General features: G+C 39.3%; 16 protein-coding genes. 8 read left to right on the forward strand and 8 right to left on the reverse strand.

Annotated elements, in window-relative coordinates; genetic code table 11:
* Positions 1 to 6: 6 nt before the first annotated feature.
* Genes gldD through mutY form a run of 4 tightly spaced genes read right to left on the reverse strand, consistent with a single transcriptional unit; the run spans position 7 to position 3,441 of the window.
* Positions 7 to 576 (reverse strand): gliding motility lipoprotein GldD, encoded by a 570-nt coding sequence (gldD, locus tag GN157_RS13730; RefSeq protein WP_157484087.1) that lies wholly within the window; start codon positions 574 to 576, stop codon positions 7 to 9.
* Positions 576 to 1,862, reverse strand: a complete 1,287-nt coding sequence (locus tag GN157_RS13735) for a gliding motility-associated protein GldE (protein WP_157484088.1) — start codon at positions 1,860 to 1,862, stop codon at positions 576 to 578. The genes gldD and GN157_RS13735 overlap by 1 nt, the downstream gene beginning before the upstream one ends.
* 23 nt (positions 1,863 to 1,885) lie before the next feature.
* Positions 1,886 to 2,359 carry a single-stranded DNA-binding protein gene (locus GN157_RS13740; RefSeq protein ID WP_157484089.1) on the reverse strand — a complete coding sequence of 158 codons (474 nt, stop codon included), beginning with the start codon at positions 2,357 to 2,359 and terminating at the stop codon, positions 1,886 to 1,888.
* Positions 2,360 to 2,400: 41 nt separating this feature from the next.
* Positions 2,401 to 3,441 carry an A/G-specific adenine glycosylase gene (mutY, locus tag GN157_RS13745; protein ID WP_157484090.1) on the reverse strand — a complete coding sequence of 347 codons (1,041 nt, stop codon included), beginning with the start codon at positions 3,439 to 3,441 and terminating at the stop codon, positions 2,401 to 2,403.
* Positions 3,442 to 3,588: 147 nt separating this feature from the next.
* Here mutY and GN157_RS13750 point away from each other — a divergent pair, with 147 nt between their 5' ends.
* The 7 genes from GN157_RS13750 (at position 3,589) to GN157_RS13780 (ending at position 9,466) form a co-directional block, all read left to right on the forward strand.
* Positions 3,589 to 3,885 (forward strand): HU family DNA-binding protein, encoded by a 297-nt coding sequence (locus GN157_RS13750; protein ID WP_035135169.1) that lies wholly within the window; start codon positions 3,589 to 3,591, stop codon positions 3,883 to 3,885.
* A 394-nt stretch (positions 3,886 to 4,279) separates the two neighbouring features.
* Entirely contained in the window at positions 4,280 to 5,836 is a 1,557-nt protein-coding gene (locus tag GN157_RS13755) for an Rne/Rng family ribonuclease (protein ID WP_157484091.1), read from the forward strand.
* A 147-nt stretch (positions 5,837 to 5,983) separates the two neighbouring features.
* Positions 5,984 to 6,592 (forward strand): hypothetical protein, encoded by a 609-nt coding sequence (locus GN157_RS13760; protein WP_157484092.1) that lies wholly within the window; start codon positions 5,984 to 5,986, stop codon positions 6,590 to 6,592.
* 191 nt (positions 6,593 to 6,783) lie between these two features.
* Positions 6,784 to 6,945 (forward strand): hypothetical protein, encoded by a 162-nt coding sequence (locus GN157_RS13765; protein WP_157484093.1) that lies wholly within the window; start codon positions 6,784 to 6,786, stop codon positions 6,943 to 6,945.
* A 99-nt stretch (positions 6,946 to 7,044) separates the two neighbouring features.
* Positions 7,045 to 7,866, forward strand: coding sequence for an SDR family NAD(P)-dependent oxidoreductase (locus GN157_RS13770; RefSeq protein WP_157484094.1), 822 nt, complete (start codon positions 7,045 to 7,047; stop codon positions 7,864 to 7,866).
* A 66-nt stretch (positions 7,867 to 7,932) separates the two neighbouring features.
* Complete coding sequence (locus tag GN157_RS13775) at positions 7,933 to 8,829, forward strand: helix-turn-helix domain-containing protein (protein ID WP_157484095.1); 897 nt, start codon at positions 7,933 to 7,935, stop codon at positions 8,827 to 8,829.
* 82 nt (positions 8,830 to 8,911) lie between these two features.
* Complete coding sequence (locus GN157_RS13780; RefSeq protein WP_157484096.1) at positions 8,912 to 9,466, forward strand: dihydrofolate reductase family protein; 555 nt, start codon at positions 8,912 to 8,914, stop codon at positions 9,464 to 9,466.
* Here GN157_RS13780 and GN157_RS13785 read toward each other — a convergent pair whose 3' ends face one another.
* Together GN157_RS13785 and GN157_RS13790 are read right to left on the reverse strand one after the other, a co-directional pair.
* Entirely contained in the window at positions 9,467 to 9,925 is a 459-nt protein-coding gene (locus GN157_RS13785; RefSeq protein WP_157484097.1) for a gliding motility lipoprotein GldH family protein, read from the reverse strand.
* 57 nt (positions 9,926 to 9,982) lie between these two features.
* Positions 9,983 to 10,855 (reverse strand): AraC family transcriptional regulator, encoded by an 873-nt coding sequence (locus tag GN157_RS13790; protein WP_157484098.1) that lies wholly within the window; start codon positions 10,853 to 10,855, stop codon positions 9,983 to 9,985.
* A 185-nt stretch (positions 10,856 to 11,040) separates the two neighbouring features.
* Between GN157_RS13790 and GN157_RS13795 the strand changes: the two genes are divergently transcribed.
* Positions 11,041 to 11,628 (forward strand): hypothetical protein, encoded by a 588-nt coding sequence (locus GN157_RS13795; protein ID WP_157484099.1) that lies wholly within the window; start codon positions 11,041 to 11,043, stop codon positions 11,626 to 11,628.
* 60 nt (positions 11,629 to 11,688) lie between these two features.
* Here the strand turns inward: GN157_RS13795 and pbpC are convergent, their stop codons facing one another.
* Both pbpC and GN157_RS13805 read right to left on the reverse strand, forming a co-directional pair.
* The gene (gene pbpC, locus GN157_RS13800) at positions 11,689 to 14,058 is read right to left on the reverse strand and encodes a penicillin-binding protein 1C (protein WP_157484100.1); all 2,370 of its coding nucleotides are present in this window, start codon (positions 14,056 to 14,058) and stop codon (positions 11,689 to 11,691) included.
* Entirely contained in the window at positions 14,031 to 19,556 is a 5,526-nt protein-coding gene (locus tag GN157_RS13805) for an alpha-2-macroglobulin family protein (RefSeq protein ID WP_157484101.1), read from the reverse strand. The genes pbpC and GN157_RS13805 overlap by 28 nt, the downstream gene beginning before the upstream one ends.
* Between the last annotated feature and the right edge of the window lie 115 nt (positions 19,557 to 19,671).

Consider the following 19,671-nt stretch of genomic DNA (forward strand, 5'->3'; position numbering starts at 1 on the left):
CTCTTTTTATTTCCATTGTATGCTCTCCATTAAGGTTCGCATATCGTTCTTTATATAGTTTGCCGCAGGCATTAACGAGTCGTAATTAGGCTTTACATAAAAGTATAGCGATCCGCTCACAAAATGGCTCACACTATCTGTTACATAAAACTGGGCATTTGTAGCTGCATCTCCCCCTACCTGATAAAACATTCCGTAAAGTTTTTTCTCCGGAATCATAAAAGGCTGTTCCTGTATACCGTCGGCCTTTATAACGTGCTCATAAGTATGTTTTTGAGCATCCTTTAAAAGTCTTTCTAAATCATTATTAACAGGCTTATAAGAAAGATAAACCGTTGCCTTCATATCCGGATAATTAATATCCAGATTACAGTTACCCTTATTCACTATGGTAGCTTTAGAGTTAGCTGCAAAACTAAAAGCACAGTCTTTATTATACATCATGTAATCGGCTTCCTGGTAGTCAAGCCTTAAATAAGCTTCGGGCTTAGGCACTACATCTCCTCCACATGATGTAAAAACCGCCATTGCCGGAAAAAGCACGCCTAAAGCAAAAAATCTTTTAATGGTATTCATTATATAAGTGTAACCTTAATTTGTTTAATCCTTCTCTTATCAACAGATTCGATGGTAAATATATTGCCATTAAAACTAATTTTTTGCCCTTTTTTAGGAAAATTTCCCGATATCTCTAAAATAAATCCGCCCAGGGTTTCGGCTTCACCTTTTGCATCGTCAAACTCCTCTTCATTGGCATCGGTAATCCTGTAAAAATCTTTCAGGCTTATCTTTCCGTCAAAAAGGTAGTTGTTATCGTCTATTTTAGAGTATATAATATCTTCATCGTCAAATTCATCACTAATATCCCCTACTATTTCCTCAAGAATATCTTCCAGACTAATAAGCCCCGATGTTCCTCCGTACTCATCTACCACAATAGCAAGGTGATTTTTCATTACCTGAAACTCCTTTAACAAATCGTCGAGCATTTTATTTTCGGGCACGAAAAATGCCGGCCTTATTATTTCCTGCCAATTGAACTCATCTTTATCAATATGCGGAATTAAATCCTTCACGAAAAGCACCCCTTCAATTTGGTCTATATTATCACTATATACCGGAATCCTGGAAAAACCCTTATCTATAATTTTAGGAAATATCTCCTGAAAGGTTTCTTCTATCTCCAGTGCAAATATGTCTATACGCGGACACATTACCTGTTTCACATCGGTATTACCAAAAGATACAATTCCCTGTAATATCTTTTGTTCCTCCTGTGTAGCATCGCCATAATCGGTAAGCTCTAATGCCTGCGAAAGCTGATCTACAGAGAAGTTGGTCTTTTTATTTCCAAACCTCTTGTTAAGTGCCAGTGTTACCTCACGCATAGGCACACTTATAGGAGACAATAGTATATTCAGTAAATATAAAGGATAGGCAATGCGCTGCGAGAAACGAATACTGTTTCTGGAAGCATACAGCTTAGGCATTACCTCACCAAACAACAGCATACAAAAAGTTACCAAAAGTATTTCCAGTCCAAACCTAAGAAAAGGCGAAATTACATTAGCAAACAAATTAGACGACAACCTGAAAAACAGGATAATTACCGCCAAATTAAAAATATTGTTTGTAATAACTATGGTAGCCAGTAGTTTTTTAGGCTTATCAAGCAAAGCAGAGAGAAGCTTCCCTTTTTTAGGATTCTCTTCATTGATCTTATCAAGATCGTTTGGCGTTAGCGAAAAAATGGCTACTTCTGTTCCCGACATGTAAGCGGAACATATTAGCAGGATAAGTATCCCTGCTGCACCTATTAAAAGGTTATAATCTTGAAAGTAACTCGAGGGGTCAGGATCCAAAATAATGCAAATTAGTTAAACAATCAGAACGGAAGGTCGTCATCAGGAGCCGGTACATTTTGCGGTGCTGCATTTGCGTTCCTTGCAGGTTCGCTACCCTGTGTGTTACCATAGTTAGGTTTAGCGGGAGCATTACCACCACCGTTGCCTTCAATATCCTTTTTAGTAGTTAAAAAGGTAAACTCGGTAACCTGAATTTCCGTTGTATACTTAGTACTACCGTCTTCTGCCTGCCATTGGCGTGACTTAATACGGCCTTCAATATAAATTTTATCTCCTTTGGTAAGGTATTTTTCGCAAATCTCCGCCGCTTTATTCCTCACCACAAGGTTATGCCATTCGGTAGAAGTGATTTTCTCGTTAGTCTGTTTATTTATATACACCTCGTTTGTAGCAAGAGGAAATCTGCCTATGCAGTTACCTCCCTCAAAATAATGCAGTTTTACATCATCTCCCAAGTGCCCTATAAGCATAACTTTATTTAACGTTCCGTTCATGGCTTTTACTGTGTTTACTCAAAAATACTAAAAATTAGTTACTATACCCAATGCTTATCTATAAAATTATGGATAACCACAGGGACAGGCAGCTCTCTCAGTTCATCATTAGAAAGTGCGTTTTTTACTACATTATTGGTTTTCACCTCCCAAAACCTGATATGCAGGTGCTGGTGTGAAAGTTTATGAATCACATTTACAGGCGTAAGTAATTTTATATCGGTTACCGGAAAATCAAATCCGGGAAAAGTATTTATTAATTGTACTGTTTGCTTTTCGGGCACTTCGGTTACCGTTTCCAGTAGCGGAAATTCATATAGGTTATGCCATATCCCTTTTGCGGTACGTTTTTGCATAAGCGAATTACTATTAGCATCTTTAACTATAAGATAATTAAAGTAACGATTGGTAACTTTTGTCTTTTTAAGCTTAACAGGTAACTCGCCTACCCTGCCCGTAGCATAAGCCACACAGTTCGCATTAAAAATACAGTTAGTACAATCAGGACTTTTAGGCACACATTGCAGGGCACCAAACTCCATAATTGCCTGATTGAAGTCGGCAGCACTATCCTTTGGCAACTGAGAACCGGCAAGCTCCCTGAACTCGGCTTTCGCCTGAGTGGAAGAAATATCGGTATCCACACCAAAATAACGCGACAACACCCTGTACACGTTACCATCTACCACTGGCACCGGCTCACCATAAGATATGGAAGCAATAGCTGCTGCGGTATAGTCACCCACACCCTTTAATTTTAAAAGCTCTTTATAAGTAGCAGGAAATTTTCCGTCAAGATTATAAGCTACGTGTTTTGCGGTAGCATGCAGGTTACGTGCACGGGAATAATAACCAAGCCCCTGCCATAGTTTAAGTACTTTTTCTTCGGGGGCATTTGCCAGGTCAAACACAGTTGGGAAAGCCTCGGTAAAGCTTAAAAAGTAGGGTAATCCCTGAGCCACCCGCGTTTGCTGAAGCATAATTTCTGACAGCCATATAAAATAAGGATTGTCAGTTTTTCGCCACGGCAAATCGCGCTTATTTTGTAAATACCACTGAATTAGAGATTTATAAAAAACCATTATTACTTATTAGCCAACAAAAGTAAAAGTTTATGTTATTAAATTTTAATACATTAACATTGAATAATTGTTTTTTTAATTCATATATTTGCAAACTCAAAAATTTGGACAAGTAAAATATCTAAATACTTATAAATAAGAATAAAAATGACGAAAGCAGACATCGTAGCGAAAATCTCGGAAAAACTGGGTCTTGAAAAAGGTGATGTACAAGCAACAGTTGAGTCTTTTATGGAAGAAGTAAAAAACTCCCTGGAAACCGGAGATAATGTTTATCTAAGAGGTTTCGGTAGCTTTATTATTAAAACCCGTGCCGAGAAAACTGGTAGAAACATTTCTAAAAATACTACCATCAAAATTCCTGCACATAACATTCCGGCATTTAAACCAGCAAAAATATTCATTGACGGAGTAAAAATGAATACTGAAGTCAAAGTAAACTAATTATTAATCACAAAACCTTAACACTATGCCAAGTGGTAAAAAAAGAAAAAGACATAAGGTAGCGACTCACAAACGTAAAAAGAGAGCGAGAGCTAACCGTCACAAAAAGAAAAAGTAGTTTAATACTACTTTTTCTTTTTTAAGAATTAAGTTCATTGATATTGGCTTTACATAAAACTTTAAGGCACAACACAATAGACTCTAAACCCTGTTTAAAATCTGTTTTTAGCCTAAATTTTTAAAAAGCCGCCGGGTAATTTATACCTGTAAAAAAATTATTGTTTAATCCATCTGTATAGAGTTGGTAGTTTCGGGTTCCGTGTTCGGCGTTTTATATTCCTAATACAAAACGACAACCAGTAACGGGAAACCTCTTAACCATGTGCGGATAAAAATGTACAGTGTGAACAAGGAATTAATTATCAGATCCAGTTCAGAAGCCGTAGATTTTGCCTTATTAAAAGATGGAAAACTAATTGAATTACACAAGGAACAGGAAGATAAAAACAAGTTTTCTGTTGGCGATATATTTATAGCCAAAATAAGAAAACCGGTTGCCGGCCTTAATGCCGCCTTTGTAAATGTAGGCTTTGAAAAAGATGCCTTTTTACATTATCATGACCTGGGGCCTAATTTGCCCTCCCTGTTAAAATTCATAAAACTTGTAAGCGCAGGTAAAATAAAAGATTTCACCCTTAAAAACTTCCCTTTTGAAAAAGAGATCGACAAAGACGGAGCCATTACAGATGTATTGAGCGCCAATCAGTCGGTTTTGGTTCAGGTAGTTAAAGAACCCATATCTACAAAAGGCCCAAGGATAAGCTCAGAGCTTTCACTGGCCGGAAGATATGTAGTACTGGTTCCTTTCTCAGACAGGGTTTCAATTTCACAGAAAATTGACTCCAAAGAAGAAAAAGACCGATTAAAAAGACTGGTTCTGTCTATCAAACCAAAAGGTTTTGGTGTTATTGTGAGAACAGTAGCCGAAGGCAAAAAAGTAGCCGAACTGGATAAAGATTTACAAAACTTGCATGACAAATGGATTGCAATGTGTAAACGTATCCCTACAGCCCACCACCCTTCTAAAGTTTTGGGCGAAGTAAACAAGGTTTCCTCTATGCTAAGGGACATATTCAACGATACCTTTACCGGTATCCATGTTGATGATGAGGACCTATTTTATCAAACAAAGGACTATCTGCAGGAGATAGCTCCTCAAAAAGCGAATATCGTTAAGCTATACCAAAACAGGGATTTGCCACTGTTTGAAAAATACAGTATTGAAAGGCAAATTAAAACTTCATTTGGAAAAACCGTTTCAATGAGCAAAGGTGCCTACCTGATTATTGAGCATACCGAAGCACTGCACGTTATAGACGTAAACAGTGGTAACCGCTCTAACAAGGCACAAAGCCAGGAAGACACAGCTCTTGAAGTAAACCTGATTGCTGCCGCAGAGATTGCAAGGCAGCTACGATTAAGGGATATGGGCGGGATTATAGTTGTCGATTTTATAGACATGTCTAATCCTGATAACCGAAAAACCCTTTACGATTTCCTTAAACAGGAAATGAGCGACGATAAAGCCAAACACAAGATCCTGCCTCCTAGTAAATTTGGGCTTATCCAAATTACAAGGCAACGTGTACGGCCTGAGGTTAATATTAAAACCAGAGAAGAAGACCCTAACAAGGTTGCCGGAGAAATTGAAGCTCCTATATTGGTTGTAGACCGTATCACGGCCGAATTAGAAAGAATTGTAAAAAGCCATAAAAAAATAGTGCTTAATGCACACCCTTTTGTGGCAGCATACCTTACCAAAGGTTTTCCATCTATACGTTCAAAATGGTTTTTTGAACATAAAAAATGGGTGAAAATCATACCACGTGACGCTTACACGTATTTAGAATACCACTTTTTTGATAGCAAAGGAAACGCTATCAGCGAATAAAGTTTTAAAAACCGTTTCAATTTTTTTTGGAACGGTTTTTTTGTTTTTATACAATCTACATTACCCCATTATAGTCTCAATACCCTCCCCCGTTTGTAATTAATTTTTATGAAGTTTGAATTATAAATCAATCATAAAAATTAACAAATGAAAACAGTAAAAATTCCTGTCAACTTTTTAGTAGCTTATTCGGCTATTGTAAGTGTAATACTTCTATTTCTTTTAGTTTCCTTTAAAACCCCTAACTCTTTTAATGAAGATGAAATATCTTTAAAACGTATTAACATAACTGATGAACAAGGTAACATCCGCCTTGTAATATCAAATGAAGAAAGAATACCGCCACCAATATTAAACGGTAAAGAATACAAAAGAGCTATTAGTCCTACCGGACTTATATTTTATGATAAAGAAGGTAACGAATGTGGAGGGCTTGCTTTATCCAGCAAGGATGAAACAGATATTAGTGCACTTGTATTTGATTACAGTAACATGGATGCCCTGGGAATGCGTGTTATAGACACAAAAGACGGGGACTACAATGCCGGATTTATAATAAACGACCCTTCTCCTAAAGGTACACTTGGCAGAGGAAACAGCCGTATATTATTAGAAAATTCAAATGGCGATGCTCAACTCTTACTTCATGATGCAGAAGGTAACCCCCGTTTAAAAATATCTGTAGATGAAGCCGGAAATGCTTCGTTTAATCTTTTGGATAAAAATGGTAATATCACTAAAGATATTTTAAAATAATAATGAAAAAGCGCTACAGGAAACTATAGCGCTTTTTTATATATCTTTAGCTTACAACAATTAAACCATGAAACCACAGTGAGCTTGACTCCTCAAAATATACTATAACAGAAGTTATTACAAACGATATTAAAGAGCAGGCTTACCTTATTGAAAACGAACAGGAGGAAGAAGAAACATTTTCCCGTGAGATGCTTTTCAAAAACCCAAAGGAGCTGTCAAACTCAGAATTAAAGTCCGGCATAGATTATTTAACAGAAAAGGAAGCTGTAATTAAATACAACAAGGCAAGAAGAAGTTACAAAGAAACAAGAATAGCATTTGAAGAGGTACTCACCGAAAGAATGAGGTAATAACCTCCGTCAAAATGTATCATACTCCCCCACTTTTGTATAAGCCTTAAGGTATACCCCCGGCATAACTTTGTATCATTAATTTTAAATGATGCAACCATGTCAAAAACAATTTTTATAACCGGCGCTTCAAGAGGATTTGGACGTCTGTGGGCCGAGGCCTTTTTAAACCGTGGCGATAAAGTAATAGCTACTGCCAGAAACACTCAATCCCTTAACGACCTTAAAGAGAAATATGGCGATGCTATACTAACCCTTCAGCTGGATGTAAACAGCCGCGAACAGAGTTTTGAAGCCGTTAATAAAGCTAAAGAACATTTCGGGCAAATTGATGTAGCAATAAACAATGCCGGCTACGGACTGTTTGGTACCATTGAGGAAACCAGCGAGGAAGACGCACGCCAGCAAATTGAAACTAATGTATTCGGGCTGCTTTGGGTTACCCAGGCGGTACTGCCTATTATGAGAGCTCAGGGTCACGGACATATCATACAGGTATCAAGTGTTTTGGGTATTACCACACTGCCTAATTTAGGTATATACAACGCTTCTAAATTTGCTGTAGAAGGCCTTAGCGAAACACTGGCTACCGAGGTAAAAAACTTTGGTATCAACATCACTCTTGTAGAACCAAACGGTTTTGCTACCGAATGGGCTGGAGCTTCGGCAAAACAATCTGAAAACATTCCGGCTTACGATAAGGTAAGAGCAGCCTTTAACGAAGGTATGAGCGACACTGATATTTTTGGTATACCGGAAGCCACTACCCCTGCAATACTTAAACTGGTAGACGCACAAACTCCGCCACTTCGTCTGTTTTTAGGTAAAGTTGCCCTGCCGTGGGCAAAACAAACCTATGAACAACGCATTAACGAATGGGAACAATGGAATGATGTGGCAACTGCTGCACACGGAAAATAATAACGCTATTTTTCACTAACTTTACATTAGCGCCCGCCAGGGTGCTAATGTTTATACTTTAAAGCTATGCAACATTTTAAAAGCTTAAGCGAATTTAACCGTTACAACGGTTTTCCGCCACCCGAAAACCCTTTACTGAGCATGTTTGAGTGTGGCAATATAGATCCATGCTCTATTATCCAGGAAGAGTTTAGCAGTGATTTCTATGCTATTATGTTCAAGAAAATGAAATCGGGGGTGGTGCTTTACGGTCGTACAAAATACGATCACGATAACGGTTCACTATCGTTTGTAAAGCCGAGACAAATTATTCAGCTTGATAATATTGAACTGGAGGAAAAAGGTTTTATTATATACATACACGAAGATTACCTTAACGGACACAGTCTGCATAACGAAATAAAAAAATACGGCTATTTTGACTATGAGGCCAATGAGGCGCTACATATTTCGGCAAGGGAAGAGGAGATCATCTGGGATTTATTTTACAGAATTAAGTCGGAGTACAACAACAACACCGATGAGTACAGCCGTGATATTATACTTACGCATATCGATTCCATACTTAAATACTCACAGCGTTTTTACAAAAGGCAGTTTATTAACCGTAAACAGCTTTCGGGTAAAACCATCTCTAAGTTCAATGAACTGTTGGGTTCCTATTTTGAAAATGGACAATTAAAAGAAAGCGGACTGCCAACAGTAAAAACAATGGCCGACTCCCTAAATCTTTCTCCGCGTTACCTCAGCGATATGCTAAGACAGGAAACAGGAAAAACAGCCATAGAGCTTATCCATATTTACCTTATTACCGAAGCCAAACATTTATTACAGGCATCGGAAAATACAGTTGCAGAGATTGCCTATCTGTTAGGTTTTGAAAATCCGCCTTACTTTACAAGGCTGTTTAAAAAAGAAGCCGGAATAACACCTAACGAGTACCGCAAGCAACTGTTAAACTAATCACCCCCTGTTTATGTCCTGTGTTCCTCCTTTGTTTTGGTCAGATTTTCAGAACTTTGATTATACCTAAAACCAAAACAGTATGAGAAAGTTAACCATGTACAACTTTATTACCCTTAACGGATTTTATAAAGGCATAAATGAGGACATCAGCTGGCACAGGCACGGCGGTGAGGAAGAAGGTTTTTCGCAAGACAGCCTGCAACATAACAACACCCTTGTTTTCGGTCGTGTTACCTACCAAATGATGGCTTCCTACTGGCCTACACCTATGGCTATGGAAAGTATGCCCGAAGTAGCAAAAGGAATGAATAGTGCCGAAAAGATAGTGTTTTCAAACACACTAACCCAAGCCGATTGGCATAACACAAAAATTCTTACCGGTGATATTACCGAAACTATGCGAAAGCTAAAACAACAGCCCGGTAATGACATGACCATACTCGGCAGTGGCAGTATAGTATCGCAAATGGCGAATGCCAATTTAATAGATAACTACGAAATTATGATTGACCCGGTAGCAATAGGCAATGGTACGCCATTGTTTAATGGCATACAAAATAACCTAAACCTTAAACTCATCAACTCAAGGGTATTTAAAAGCGGGGTAATATTGCTTAGCTATGAGCCGCAGTAATTATTCGACAGTCTCAACACCTATACCAAGAGCAATTATATTAGGCAAATAAGGCAGATTTGTTGTATTGGAAATAGTTATTGTATAATCCCCTTTAGCAAGGGTAAAGTTTTCTTTTACGGTTTGTTTCAAATCACAAACATCGCCAACACATTCTGTATAACTCTTACCGTCCTCATCTATTAACAATAAATCGGTCTTAATAGTCTCTTCACTACCGCCTTCTTTTTTAAAAGTAACCTCAACAGGAACGCTATCATATCCTGGCTCATATACATGGGAGAACAGGATTACAAGATTAGCCTTATCCACATCTTCATTAATATGGAAAGAAAAACTTTTAGCATCATTTTTTTCCCATCGGTTATTGTCAAAATCTTTTAAGGTTTCACTAAATATTCCAAATTGGGTACACGAAGTTAGGATAAGTAGCGGCAGTAGTAAAAACAGTTTTTTCATAGTAAGTTATGGTTTGTATAGTGTTCCAATATACATAATTTTCCATAAACCCAATCCTTATTCTATTACCGACTTAAGTTCTTTTCTGTACTGCGAAGCACTCTTTCCCGTAAACTCTTTAAACGCTTTATTAAAGTGACTAAAATTATTAAATCCGCTTTCATAGCATACCTCGGTTATCCCTATAGGTTTTTCTGCGAGTAATTTAGAAGCGTGTACAACACGGTATTCGTTCACAAAACGCGTAAATGTTTTATTAGTTATCTTTTTAAAGTATCGGCAAAAAGACGGTACGGTCATGCTCACCTTATCGGCAACTTCCTCCAGCGGAATCTGTTCTTTAAAATGATCTTTCACATAGTTGAAAACAGTATTTAAGCGATTATTGTCCTGTACCTGCATCTCCATAGTAAGCCCCTGGGCATTTAGCACCTTAAAATCAGAAGCCGCTTCCAGATCATTCAATATATCCAGCAGAGCAAGCAATCGTTTAAAATAGGGCATATCATTAAGCTCCTCTATTTTCTCCCCCAGTCTTGCTTTGGTTTCCTCACCAAAAGCCAGTCCGGTTTTAGCCCTTTCAAAAAGATGCTGAATGTTTTTCATTTCGGGTATGCCTAAAAAATCCTGTCCTAAAAAATCAGGCTTCATTTGTATTACCGTTTCATTTCTGTTTCCGGTAGTACTGTCGGTAAACCCACAGTGTGGCAGGTTACTGCCTATAAGTATTAGGTCGCCATCTGTATAATAGGATAAATGCGTACCTATTTGCCTTTTGCCCGAACCGCCGTTTACAAACACCAGTTCTATTTCAGGATGGTAATGCCAAACATGTGCTTTTACATTTGCACTCTGCACATACTGCGAATAGTAAAACGAACTGCCAAAAGCAGGTTCGATTACCTCAAAAGTAGCCTTTAGTGATTTCATGTTTTCGATTTTTTAGACTTCACAAAATTACCTAAAAATTGCACATATTTACCAAAATTAACACTAAAACGTTTTAGTAAAGTTAATATAGTATATAAATTAGAAAATTGTGTAGTAATTACCACTACTTAAACATAGTAATTTAGCAACATAGAAACAGGAGTTGAACCTTAAAACTTTTAATTATGAAAAATTTTGCGAAAATTGGTTTAGCCTTAGCGATGTTATTAACAACGTTTGGTGTTAGTGCGGGTGAATATGATTTTTCACTGAAAGTGACAAACGAAACAGGAAAAACAGTTAGTTTTTCTGTTGTGGATGCAGAAACAGTTACGTTCTCTATATATAACAGTAAAGAAGAATTAATCTTTAACGAAAAAGTATCAGGATCTAACGCGATTAACAGAACGTATGACCTTACTGCTTTCCCTGAAGGTATTTACTACCTTGAGGCAGAAACTGCAGCAAAAGTAGCACGTTATGAAATAAGCGTTGTAAAAGAAACTGCTTCTATCTCTGAAAAAGCTGTGGAAGAGACTTACAAACCTGTTATCTCTAAAAGCGGAGATACTTTTATTGTAACCGTTCCGGGTAAAGTAAACACCCCTGTAAACATCACTCTTTATGATGAGAACAGTGGCGAGCTTTACAACCAGAACCTTAAAGATGGTAAAGTGGCTAAAAAGTTCAATACTTCAAAAATCTTCTCTAAAGAGTTCACTTTTGTAGTAAGCTATAACAACAAAATGTTCACAGAGACCATTTCAAAATAAACCCATAATTAATTCTGAATATGCGGCAGCTTCCTTTTTGATAAGGGAGCTGTTTTGCTTTTATTTACTTATTACTTCTATTTTACGTTTCAGTTCATGTCCCTGTTCATCGGTAACGGTTAGGTAATAACTCCCTGTTTGGGTTATTACAGGCATTTCATGAAACGTTTGGGTTTCTCCCAGGTATTGGTCGTCAAGATACCAAAAAAGCCTTGCATTTGCCCTTGTATGGGCCGCCTTAAGCACAATAGGCTGTAATTCTCCGTTAAAATCTTTAGTTAGGTATACCTTGCTGTCATCTTTAGGATAAATAAAATCCATAACATTAGCTGTAGTACCGGTACAGTCGTCCCTAAACGGAGGCAGGGAAACATAATTAAGGTGGTTACTCCTGTAATACCATTCCATTACCGGAGGCAGCACAAACCATGATTTAGTTACTATATTATCTACACTTTCACAATTGCTGTTAACCTGATACTGCCCATCGGTATCCAAATGCACCAGCCTGTGATACGGACAGGTTTCGGTTTGCCTGTGGCTCACAGGAATCCATTGTTTCGAAACAGGGCAGTCCGGTCCTGCCAAATGCCCGCTCAACGCACAAATATCGGCTTCTTCCAAATCGTTATAAGGTGTTTCAAACCAGTTTTTAGGTCTTGGCATAAGGTTAAACACATCAAAAAGTACCGGGGCAGCACTTCCTACTCCGGTAAGGCTTGGTCTTCCCTCACCCGATGCATTACCTACCCATACACCAACCACATACCTTGAATTTGTACCAATAGCCCAGGCATCACGACCTCCAAAACTGGTTCCGGTTTTCCAGGCTATCTCAAGGGATGAATCATAAAACTTCCAGGCTTCATCACCTTCAGGGCGGTTTACTTCTTTCATAGCGTTATAGGTGAGCCATATTGAGCCGGCACCTAATAACGGCTTACTGAAGCCCTCATCACCAAAATCCCTTTTTACACTACTATCCCAGTTAAGATCTACAAACTCATTCTCCCTGTATTTGGCATCATGGGCTGTGTAGTAATTAAGTGTGGAGCTCAGCCCTGCGTAAGCTCGGCACAAATCCCACAAGTTAGATTCGGCACCTCCCAGTATAAGTGATAGTCCATAGTGATTAGGGTGCTGCTTTATATCCGATAATTTCAGTCGTTGCAACTGCTCGTAAAAACGGTAAATCCCGTAGTCCTTCAGCATGAGTACCGCAGGCACATTTAGTGACCTTGCTAATGCCTTTTGTGCGGGTACGGCTCCGTCATAGGTATTATTAAAGTTTTTAGGACTGTACCCCGATATGTATGTAGGCACATCGGCCACCAAAGTATTAGGCAATAGTTCGCCATCGTTTAACATGGAAGCAAACAGCAATGGTTTTAATACACTCCCCGTACTTCTTGGCGCAGGAATAATATCAACATCCTTTTGATGCGCCTTATTAGTGGGAGAGTTACCTACATAGGCTATAATATCCCTTGTTTTTACATCTACTACCAGTATGGCAAGATTATAAATCTCGGTTTGTTTGTATTCCCCATAATAACGGGCAGCGATTTGGTTTACCCTGTTTTGTATCCTGTTACTTACTGTGGTTTTTATACGTTGCCCTTCATGAGTTTTGGCTATATTCTGTAACAGGTGCTGTGCTGTCTGCGGAAGTTCATACGGTTTTTGCGGAAGTTCTTCCAGTATGGAAAGTTCGTAGGTATCCCTGTCAATTACTTCTTCTTCGTACAGTTTTTTTAATAGCCTGTTACGTTTGTTTAGTAACCTTTGCTGGTTTTTACCGGGATAGATAAGGCTTGGAGCATTAGGCAATACTGCAAGTGTAGCTGTTTCTGCCCATGATAACTGATGTGGCTGAACACCGAAATAACGCCATGATGCCATTTCCAGCCCTACCACGTTACCTCCATAAGGTGCGTGTGCCGCATACAGGTTTAGTATCTCATCCTTACTACACCTAAACTCAAGGCGGGTTGCCAGTATAAGCTCAATAAATTTTTCAAAATAACTGCGCTTTTTACCATCTCTTGAAAGGCGTACTACCTGCTGGGTAAGGGTACTACCGCCCCTAACCACTTTGCCTGCCCTGTAATTTTGCCCTATAGCCTTAACAATAGCTACAGGGTTAAAACCGGGATGGCTGTAAAAATACTGATCCTCAAAGTAAACAATACACTTTTTGAATTTATAAGGCACACTGTCCTGAGCAGGAAAGCGCCATTGCCCGTCGGCAGCGATACGTGCCGAAAGCAAATCGCCCTCTGCACTTTCAATCACTGTTGAATACGGCTCCTGAAAAAGTACTTTTGGTAAAGAAAAATAATAGATAAGCAGCAGGATAAAACCTATCCCCAGTTTTATCCTGCGCTTTTTAATCCAGTTTATTATTGTTGTTTTTCTACTTTCACCCATTGTCCCTTCGTTCTCGCTATATACGAGTCATCATACATTGCCTCACACTGTACACCCGGCAGGTAATAACTTCCCGGATAAGACGCATTAAGCAATATCCTGAATGTTTTGGTTTGATGTGGAGCTATTGTGAAATAGAAATTAGTTCTGTCGTCTCTTATATCGGTATAATCCACCTTATTTTCGGTAGCTTCTCCAAAGTCGGTAAACCTTGTGTTCACTATTTCCCACCCCGAAGGTACTATTTGGGTAAGTGCCACATTATCTACTCTGTCTCCTGTAGTATTGGTTACATATACCTCAGCAATAAACTCGGTTCCCTGTGCAAGAGAAACAGGATTTATACTATTGCCGGCCCTGTCCTTAAAGTTTATTCTTGTAGTAAATCCTTTTTGTTCGGTTTGTTCCTGCCCTACAGGTAATATACCACTGTAAACCACTTTTACATACAACGTTGCCGCTTTGTTATTTTTAACCGTTACCGAATTATTAGCCGATACCGTAAGCGTCCTGTCGGCAAACGTTTTACCTGTTGTAATGTTTTGCGTTTTCCCGGCACTGGTATAGGCTACATCAATACCCTTACCGCCATTCTCTTTAGCGAATTTAGACATCGCATACAAACAGTAAGCCGTAGTTTGCGTACTCATCCATTCTTTAGAAGACAAGGCTTCTGCAAGTTTGTTAGCCACATCAAATGCTTTTTGTTTCTGTCCTAAAACAACCAGTGTTTCCAGCGCCATAGCCCTGTTACGTTCTGCCGATCCATAGTAATAGTAATACCCTCTTCCGCTACTGTAATCACTGTCAATATTACTTTGGTTTAGTAACGACTGCCCTGTGTTTTTCTGTCCGGCAAGAGCATAAGCTGCTGCCAGCCTTAATTTCGCCTGATTGCTTATTCCTCTTGTTTCCCTTAATCTGTTCATAGACGACAGGTCTGCCGATCCCGCAAGCGCCAGTGTGTATAACCTGTAAGCCTGTGCAAAATCGTTATGGTAGCCTTCGCTATAACGCCACTGCCTTGCCATTTTCTTTTGGTACGACAACCATTGTTTTTTGGCATTTAACGGTAACGCATATCCTTTTTTCTCTGCTTCTATAAGGAAGTGCCCCACATAACTTGAGCCCCAGTCGTCCGGATTTTCATTACCCGGCCAGTACACAAAGCCTCCGCTTGCCACCTGGAACTGTGCCAGCCTTTCTATACCGGCAGCTACGTTACGTTGTATTTTCTGTTTTCTTGCCTCATCTATATCGGCAATATCATTTAGATATAATTGCGGGAACACGCTTGATGTAGTTTGCTCCAAACATCCGTGCGGATACTGTATCAGGTAATCCAGCCTTCTGTTAAAGTCGATTGACGGGAATGATGACACCTCCAGTTTGGCTTTGTTACTTCCCGGTATTCCGAAAGATTCCCAATCTATCGTTGCTGTGCTGTTAGGATCAAGCACTACTGTTTTAAAGTCGGTCGTTACCGGGTTAGGATTCATTATATCCAGTTCCACCTCATAACTTGCCTTTTCACTACCCGAGAAAGCCTGTATCTCAACCTTACCGATGCCCGTTAGATTAGCCACGTCAAGGTCGAAGTAAGCTACTTTCTCATCCGGACTATCGAACGATACGGTTTGTTTTGCCGAACCGTTAACTATAAACCCATTATTGGTTTTTATCTGTACGGTTACATTCTTAACGTGTTTTTCCATGGCAAATACCGTTACCGGAAGGGTTACCTTCTCGCCCGGTGTTACCTTTCTTGGTAATGATGCCAATAGCATTAACGGACTCCTTACCGGAGTTGCTTTCTCTGCACTTCCGTAAGCACTTTGATCTTTGTTTGAAGCCACTACCATGGTACGTACAGAACCCACATATTTAGGTAATGTGATTTCGTGTGATTTTGTTTCTCCCTTACCTATGGTAAACGGACCTAAATACACCACCACAGGTTTAAATCGGTTGGCTTTTTTAGCCTTACCGCCACCAAGGTCTTCATCACCACCTATACTGAATATCTGGTTTACCTTACCTCCATAAGCTCCAATAACATCATCATACACATCCCATGTTTTAACCCCAAGTGCCTCTTTAGCATAGAAACTGTTCCAGGCGTTTGGTGTTTTAAAACGGGTAAGATCTAAAAGTCCTTCATCAACAATAGCCAGTGTATAGGTCATTCCCTTACCTGTTTTCTCGTTTACCTTAACGGTAAATTTCTGTTCCGGTCTTAGTACGTCCGGCATGCTTATTTGCGGTTCCAGTATGGTATTTTTATCTACCACCTCAATAGGGATAATACCATACAGCCTTATTGGCGAATCGTTTTTACTTGTTGCATGTGGCTGAATCATGGTAACGTTCACATACACATTAGGTGCCATTTTTGCCGTTACCGGAATCTCCATTTGGGTTTCGCCTTTTTCGGTTTTCACCCAATAGGTTTCAAGTACTTTTGATCCGTTCTCTAACGAAACCAAAGCTCTTCCTCCTTCACTTGAAGGGAAGGAAACTTTTACTTTCTCACCTACGCTGTATTTTTCTTTATCGGTAGTGAATACCAGCATTTTTGCCTCATCACCGCCGTTGTTCTTAGTACGACCAGACCAGTATGGGTAATCTATAAGTATAGTTCCCCCTGCCGAGTGTCCGCCATCTTCATCAGTAACTCTTATCAGAAACCTGCCCCATTCGTTTTTATCGGTAGAAAAGTTAAAGCTTGCCTTACCGTTAGCATCGGTAGTGATTTCGGTCTCATAGTACGGAGTATTTGATATCGCCGAACTGTATGACGATACATTACCATGAGAGGCATCCCACCACCAGCTCCATTTCACTTTAAATACTTTAGCCGTAAGTTGTCGCTTAGCTTTAGGTTTACCGTTATCACTTACAGTTGCTACCTCAATTTTATTGCTCTTACCGTTTTCCAGTATACCGTATTTATTTCCTTCCGGAAGCCTAACCCCTACATAGGTATCATAAGGCGAATAAGTAGATGTTATAACATCGGTACTAAAGTCACCGCCTTTCTCATAGGCTTTGGTCATAATTACCGTTTTAAGCATACCCGGTGCACGCACCTGCAGTTTAGGCTGTAGTGTTACTGTTGCCGTACCGTAAGCATCGGTCTTACCTGCAAATATGTTCATCTCCTCGGTACTGAATCGTTGTGCCGGATCGTCAAACTGATAATTTACATAACCTTTAAATGTAGTTTTCTGGTTCAGGAACTTCGCCTGCATTTCCAGTTTCAGGTCTTTTGCCACAGCTCCGTGTAACCAGGCCACATCTACCTTAGCCACATTTTTTTGTGAGGCATAAATGGTTTTACCGTCAAAACCGTTTTTGATTTTAAGCCTGTTTGGCTTAATGGTTTCAATTTTTATGCTTTTATAGAATTTAGCTCCACCTACAGATACCACAGCCTGCCAGTTTCCTGTTGGCGCCGACTGCTGTGTAGGCACTATAAACTTATAATGATTTTTAGCACTATGTGACTGTACCGTTTCATAAACCATTTTACCGTTAGGATCACTCAGTCTAAGTTTTATAGGGTGTGACGGTGGCAGTTTAGCTGCCTTATCGTTTAATATAAACCCAATAAACAACGTATCTCCCGGACGCCATACACCACGCTCACCATATACATAGCCTTTAAGTCCTTTTTGCAGGCGGGTACCGTCTACATCAAAATTACTTACCGATTGTGAGTTACCCTCACCCATTTTCACATAGGTAGTATTATCCCCTTTTTTAACTATGGCAAAATAAGCATGCTTATCGCTGGTTAAGGTAATGGCACCGTCGCCGTTTGTTTCGCCCTCTGCCAGTTTTTGCTGCTGATAGTTATAAATGGCCACTTTTGCTCCGGCTACAGCCTCGGTAGTAATTATACTGCTTACAGCAAAATAGTAGCTGTTGTCTTCACCACGCTTAGCAATAACACCAAGGTCACTTGCCAGTACATTAGTAGCTATATCCCTGTTATAGAAATAAGAGTTGGTACATGGATTATCCCTGTCCCTCCAGTCGTAATCATAATCATAGTAGTCATAATAATCATAATCACCTCTCATACCCGGATAGTACTCCTCCAGTTCCTGCTCTTCTTCAGCTTCTGCATCATCACTTTCTTCAGTCGATTCACCCGAATCACATCTGTATAGCGAATAGGCTTTTTTAATACCCATTTCTACCCTGTATATTGCTCCCCTTTCTGGAGTTATAATGGTTGAAAGATCCAGCGCATAGGAATTCCATTTGCTGTAATCGGCCATCTTATCAGTATTCAGTGTAATTGTTTTTTTGGCAACCGGTAAAGCTACGTTTCTTATATAGCTTCCGTCAATTTCATTTTCCTGTAAAAACTGAAGTATATTGTTTTCATATATCCTGTATACCTTAACATCTACCGCACTAAGGTTTACTGCCTGGAAATTAAGTTTAAGGTTATTAGAACCCGGCAGTATAGTACCGCTCTTTAAAAATTTCACTTCGGGCTTTAACTGTTCAAACAGTACTTTAGTAGAATAGGTTTCTCTGGTTTTATAACCATCGGTACTTTCTATACCCTGAAAAACCTCTACCAATAAGCTACCTGTTAACGCATCTGAAAAGAATACTTTTAGCAGGTTACCGTATACTGAAAACTTAAGCTTACTTACTCCCTGTACTGATACCAGTCCGTCAAAATTCTGTTCTTTTTTAAGCGGATCTGAAAAGTTAATATACATCACCTGACTATCGGCAAGAGAAACATCAATACCGATAACCTTAAAGTTATTTTTTCCCGGAATGGTGAATTCTTCCGACCCTTCCCTGTCAATATCAAAGGGCTTACCGTTCCATATAATTTTTATGCTGGAGTCTTCCTCCTGTCGCTGTATACTGTCTATAATAAAAGGAAATTCTGTTTGTGAAGCCAGTTTCTCGTCAAAACGGATTGCCAGTTGCCTGCCATCCTGTTCGGCCCTTACCAGTTTTTTTGCCGTAGCGGCATCAATGTAATCACTGGTTCTAAGCTCGGCATTAAGAAACTGAACGTCCTTGCTGTACGACTGTAAATCTTTTGTGGTTACCATAAAGTCCTGCTCCAGCGTTTTCACGATGAAGTTAAAATCCTTTAGTTCTTTAGGCAGGTCTATAAATTCAGACAGATGCAGGGTAACCCTGTACTCTGTACCTGATTTAAGAGGCTGATCCGGCTTAAAAGCAATCATGTTACCCGGAAGGTAAATTACCTTACCTGCTACCGAAGGCGAAATACTGTAATAATCACTGTCCAGTTCCTGGTTTAACTGCCATTCCTTTTTATCAAATGCTAATCCCACGCCAATATCGGCATGTGTAGATATTACTCCCGAGGTGAAACTCGTGATGTATTCCCTGTATTGGGAGAAATCAGACTCAAAATCTTCAGAAGATTTTTTAGAACACGAATGCAAAATGGCGACAGCTGCAAAAAGCAGTATCAGCTTAAAGGTTTTCATAGGCCGGTATGATTTGTTTTACAGATAGTTACAACACAAAGTTATAACTAAAACAGGATTGGTTTTATTGTAGTAAATTTATGATTAATTCATTAAAAATCAGCTAACCTAAATC

Source organism: Flavobacterium rakeshii, assembly GCF_009741375.1.
In the GTDB taxonomy this organism is placed as follows: Bacteria; Bacteroidota; Bacteroidia; order Flavobacteriales; family Flavobacteriaceae; genus Flavobacterium; species Flavobacterium rakeshii.

What these genes read in the sequence shown, in the direction of transcription:
- gldD (WP_157484087.1), bottom strand. Translation starts at nt 576, where the DNA reads ATGAATACCATTAAAAGATTTTTTGCTTTAGGCGTGCTTTTTCCGGCA.
- GN157_RS13740 (WP_157484089.1), bottom strand. Translation starts at nt 2,359, where the DNA reads ATGAACGGAACGTTAAATAAAGTTATGCTTATAGGGCACTTGGGAGAT.
- mutY (WP_157484090.1), bottom strand. Translation starts at nt 3,441, where the DNA reads ATGGTTTTTTATAAATCTCTAATTCAGTGGTATTTACAAAATAAGCGC.
- GN157_RS13750 (WP_035135169.1), top strand. Translation starts at nt 3,589, where the DNA reads ATGACGAAAGCAGACATCGTAGCGAAAATCTCGGAAAAACTGGGTCTT.
- GN157_RS13755 (WP_157484091.1), top strand. Translation starts at nt 4,280, where the DNA reads ATGTACAGTGTGAACAAGGAATTAATTATCAGATCCAGTTCAGAAGCC.
- GN157_RS13760 (WP_157484092.1), top strand. Translation starts at nt 5,984, where the DNA reads ATGAAAACAGTAAAAATTCCTGTCAACTTTTTAGTAGCTTATTCGGCT.
- GN157_RS13765 (WP_157484093.1), top strand. Translation starts at nt 6,784, where the DNA reads ATGCTTTTCAAAAACCCAAAGGAGCTGTCAAACTCAGAATTAAAGTCC.
- GN157_RS13770 (WP_157484094.1), top strand. Translation starts at nt 7,045, where the DNA reads ATGTCAAAAACAATTTTTATAACCGGCGCTTCAAGAGGATTTGGACGT.
- GN157_RS13775 (WP_157484095.1), top strand. Translation starts at nt 7,933, where the DNA reads ATGCAACATTTTAAAAGCTTAAGCGAATTTAACCGTTACAACGGTTTT.
- GN157_RS13780 (WP_157484096.1), top strand. Translation starts at nt 8,912, where the DNA reads ATGAGAAAGTTAACCATGTACAACTTTATTACCCTTAACGGATTTTAT.
- GN157_RS13785 (WP_157484097.1), bottom strand. Translation starts at nt 9,925, where the DNA reads ATGAAAAAACTGTTTTTACTACTGCCGCTACTTATCCTAACTTCGTGT.
- GN157_RS13790 (WP_157484098.1), bottom strand. Translation starts at nt 10,855, where the DNA reads ATGAAATCACTAAAGGCTACTTTTGAGGTAATCGAACCTGCTTTTGGC.
- GN157_RS13795 (WP_157484099.1), top strand. Translation starts at nt 11,041, where the DNA reads ATGAAAAATTTTGCGAAAATTGGTTTAGCCTTAGCGATGTTATTAACA.
- pbpC (WP_157484100.1), bottom strand. Translation starts at nt 14,058, where the DNA reads ATGGGTGAAAGTAGAAAAACAACAATAATAAACTGGATTAAAAAGCGC.
- GN157_RS13805 (WP_157484101.1), bottom strand. Translation starts at nt 19,556, where the DNA reads ATGAAAACCTTTAAGCTGATACTGCTTTTTGCAGCTGTCGCCATTTTG.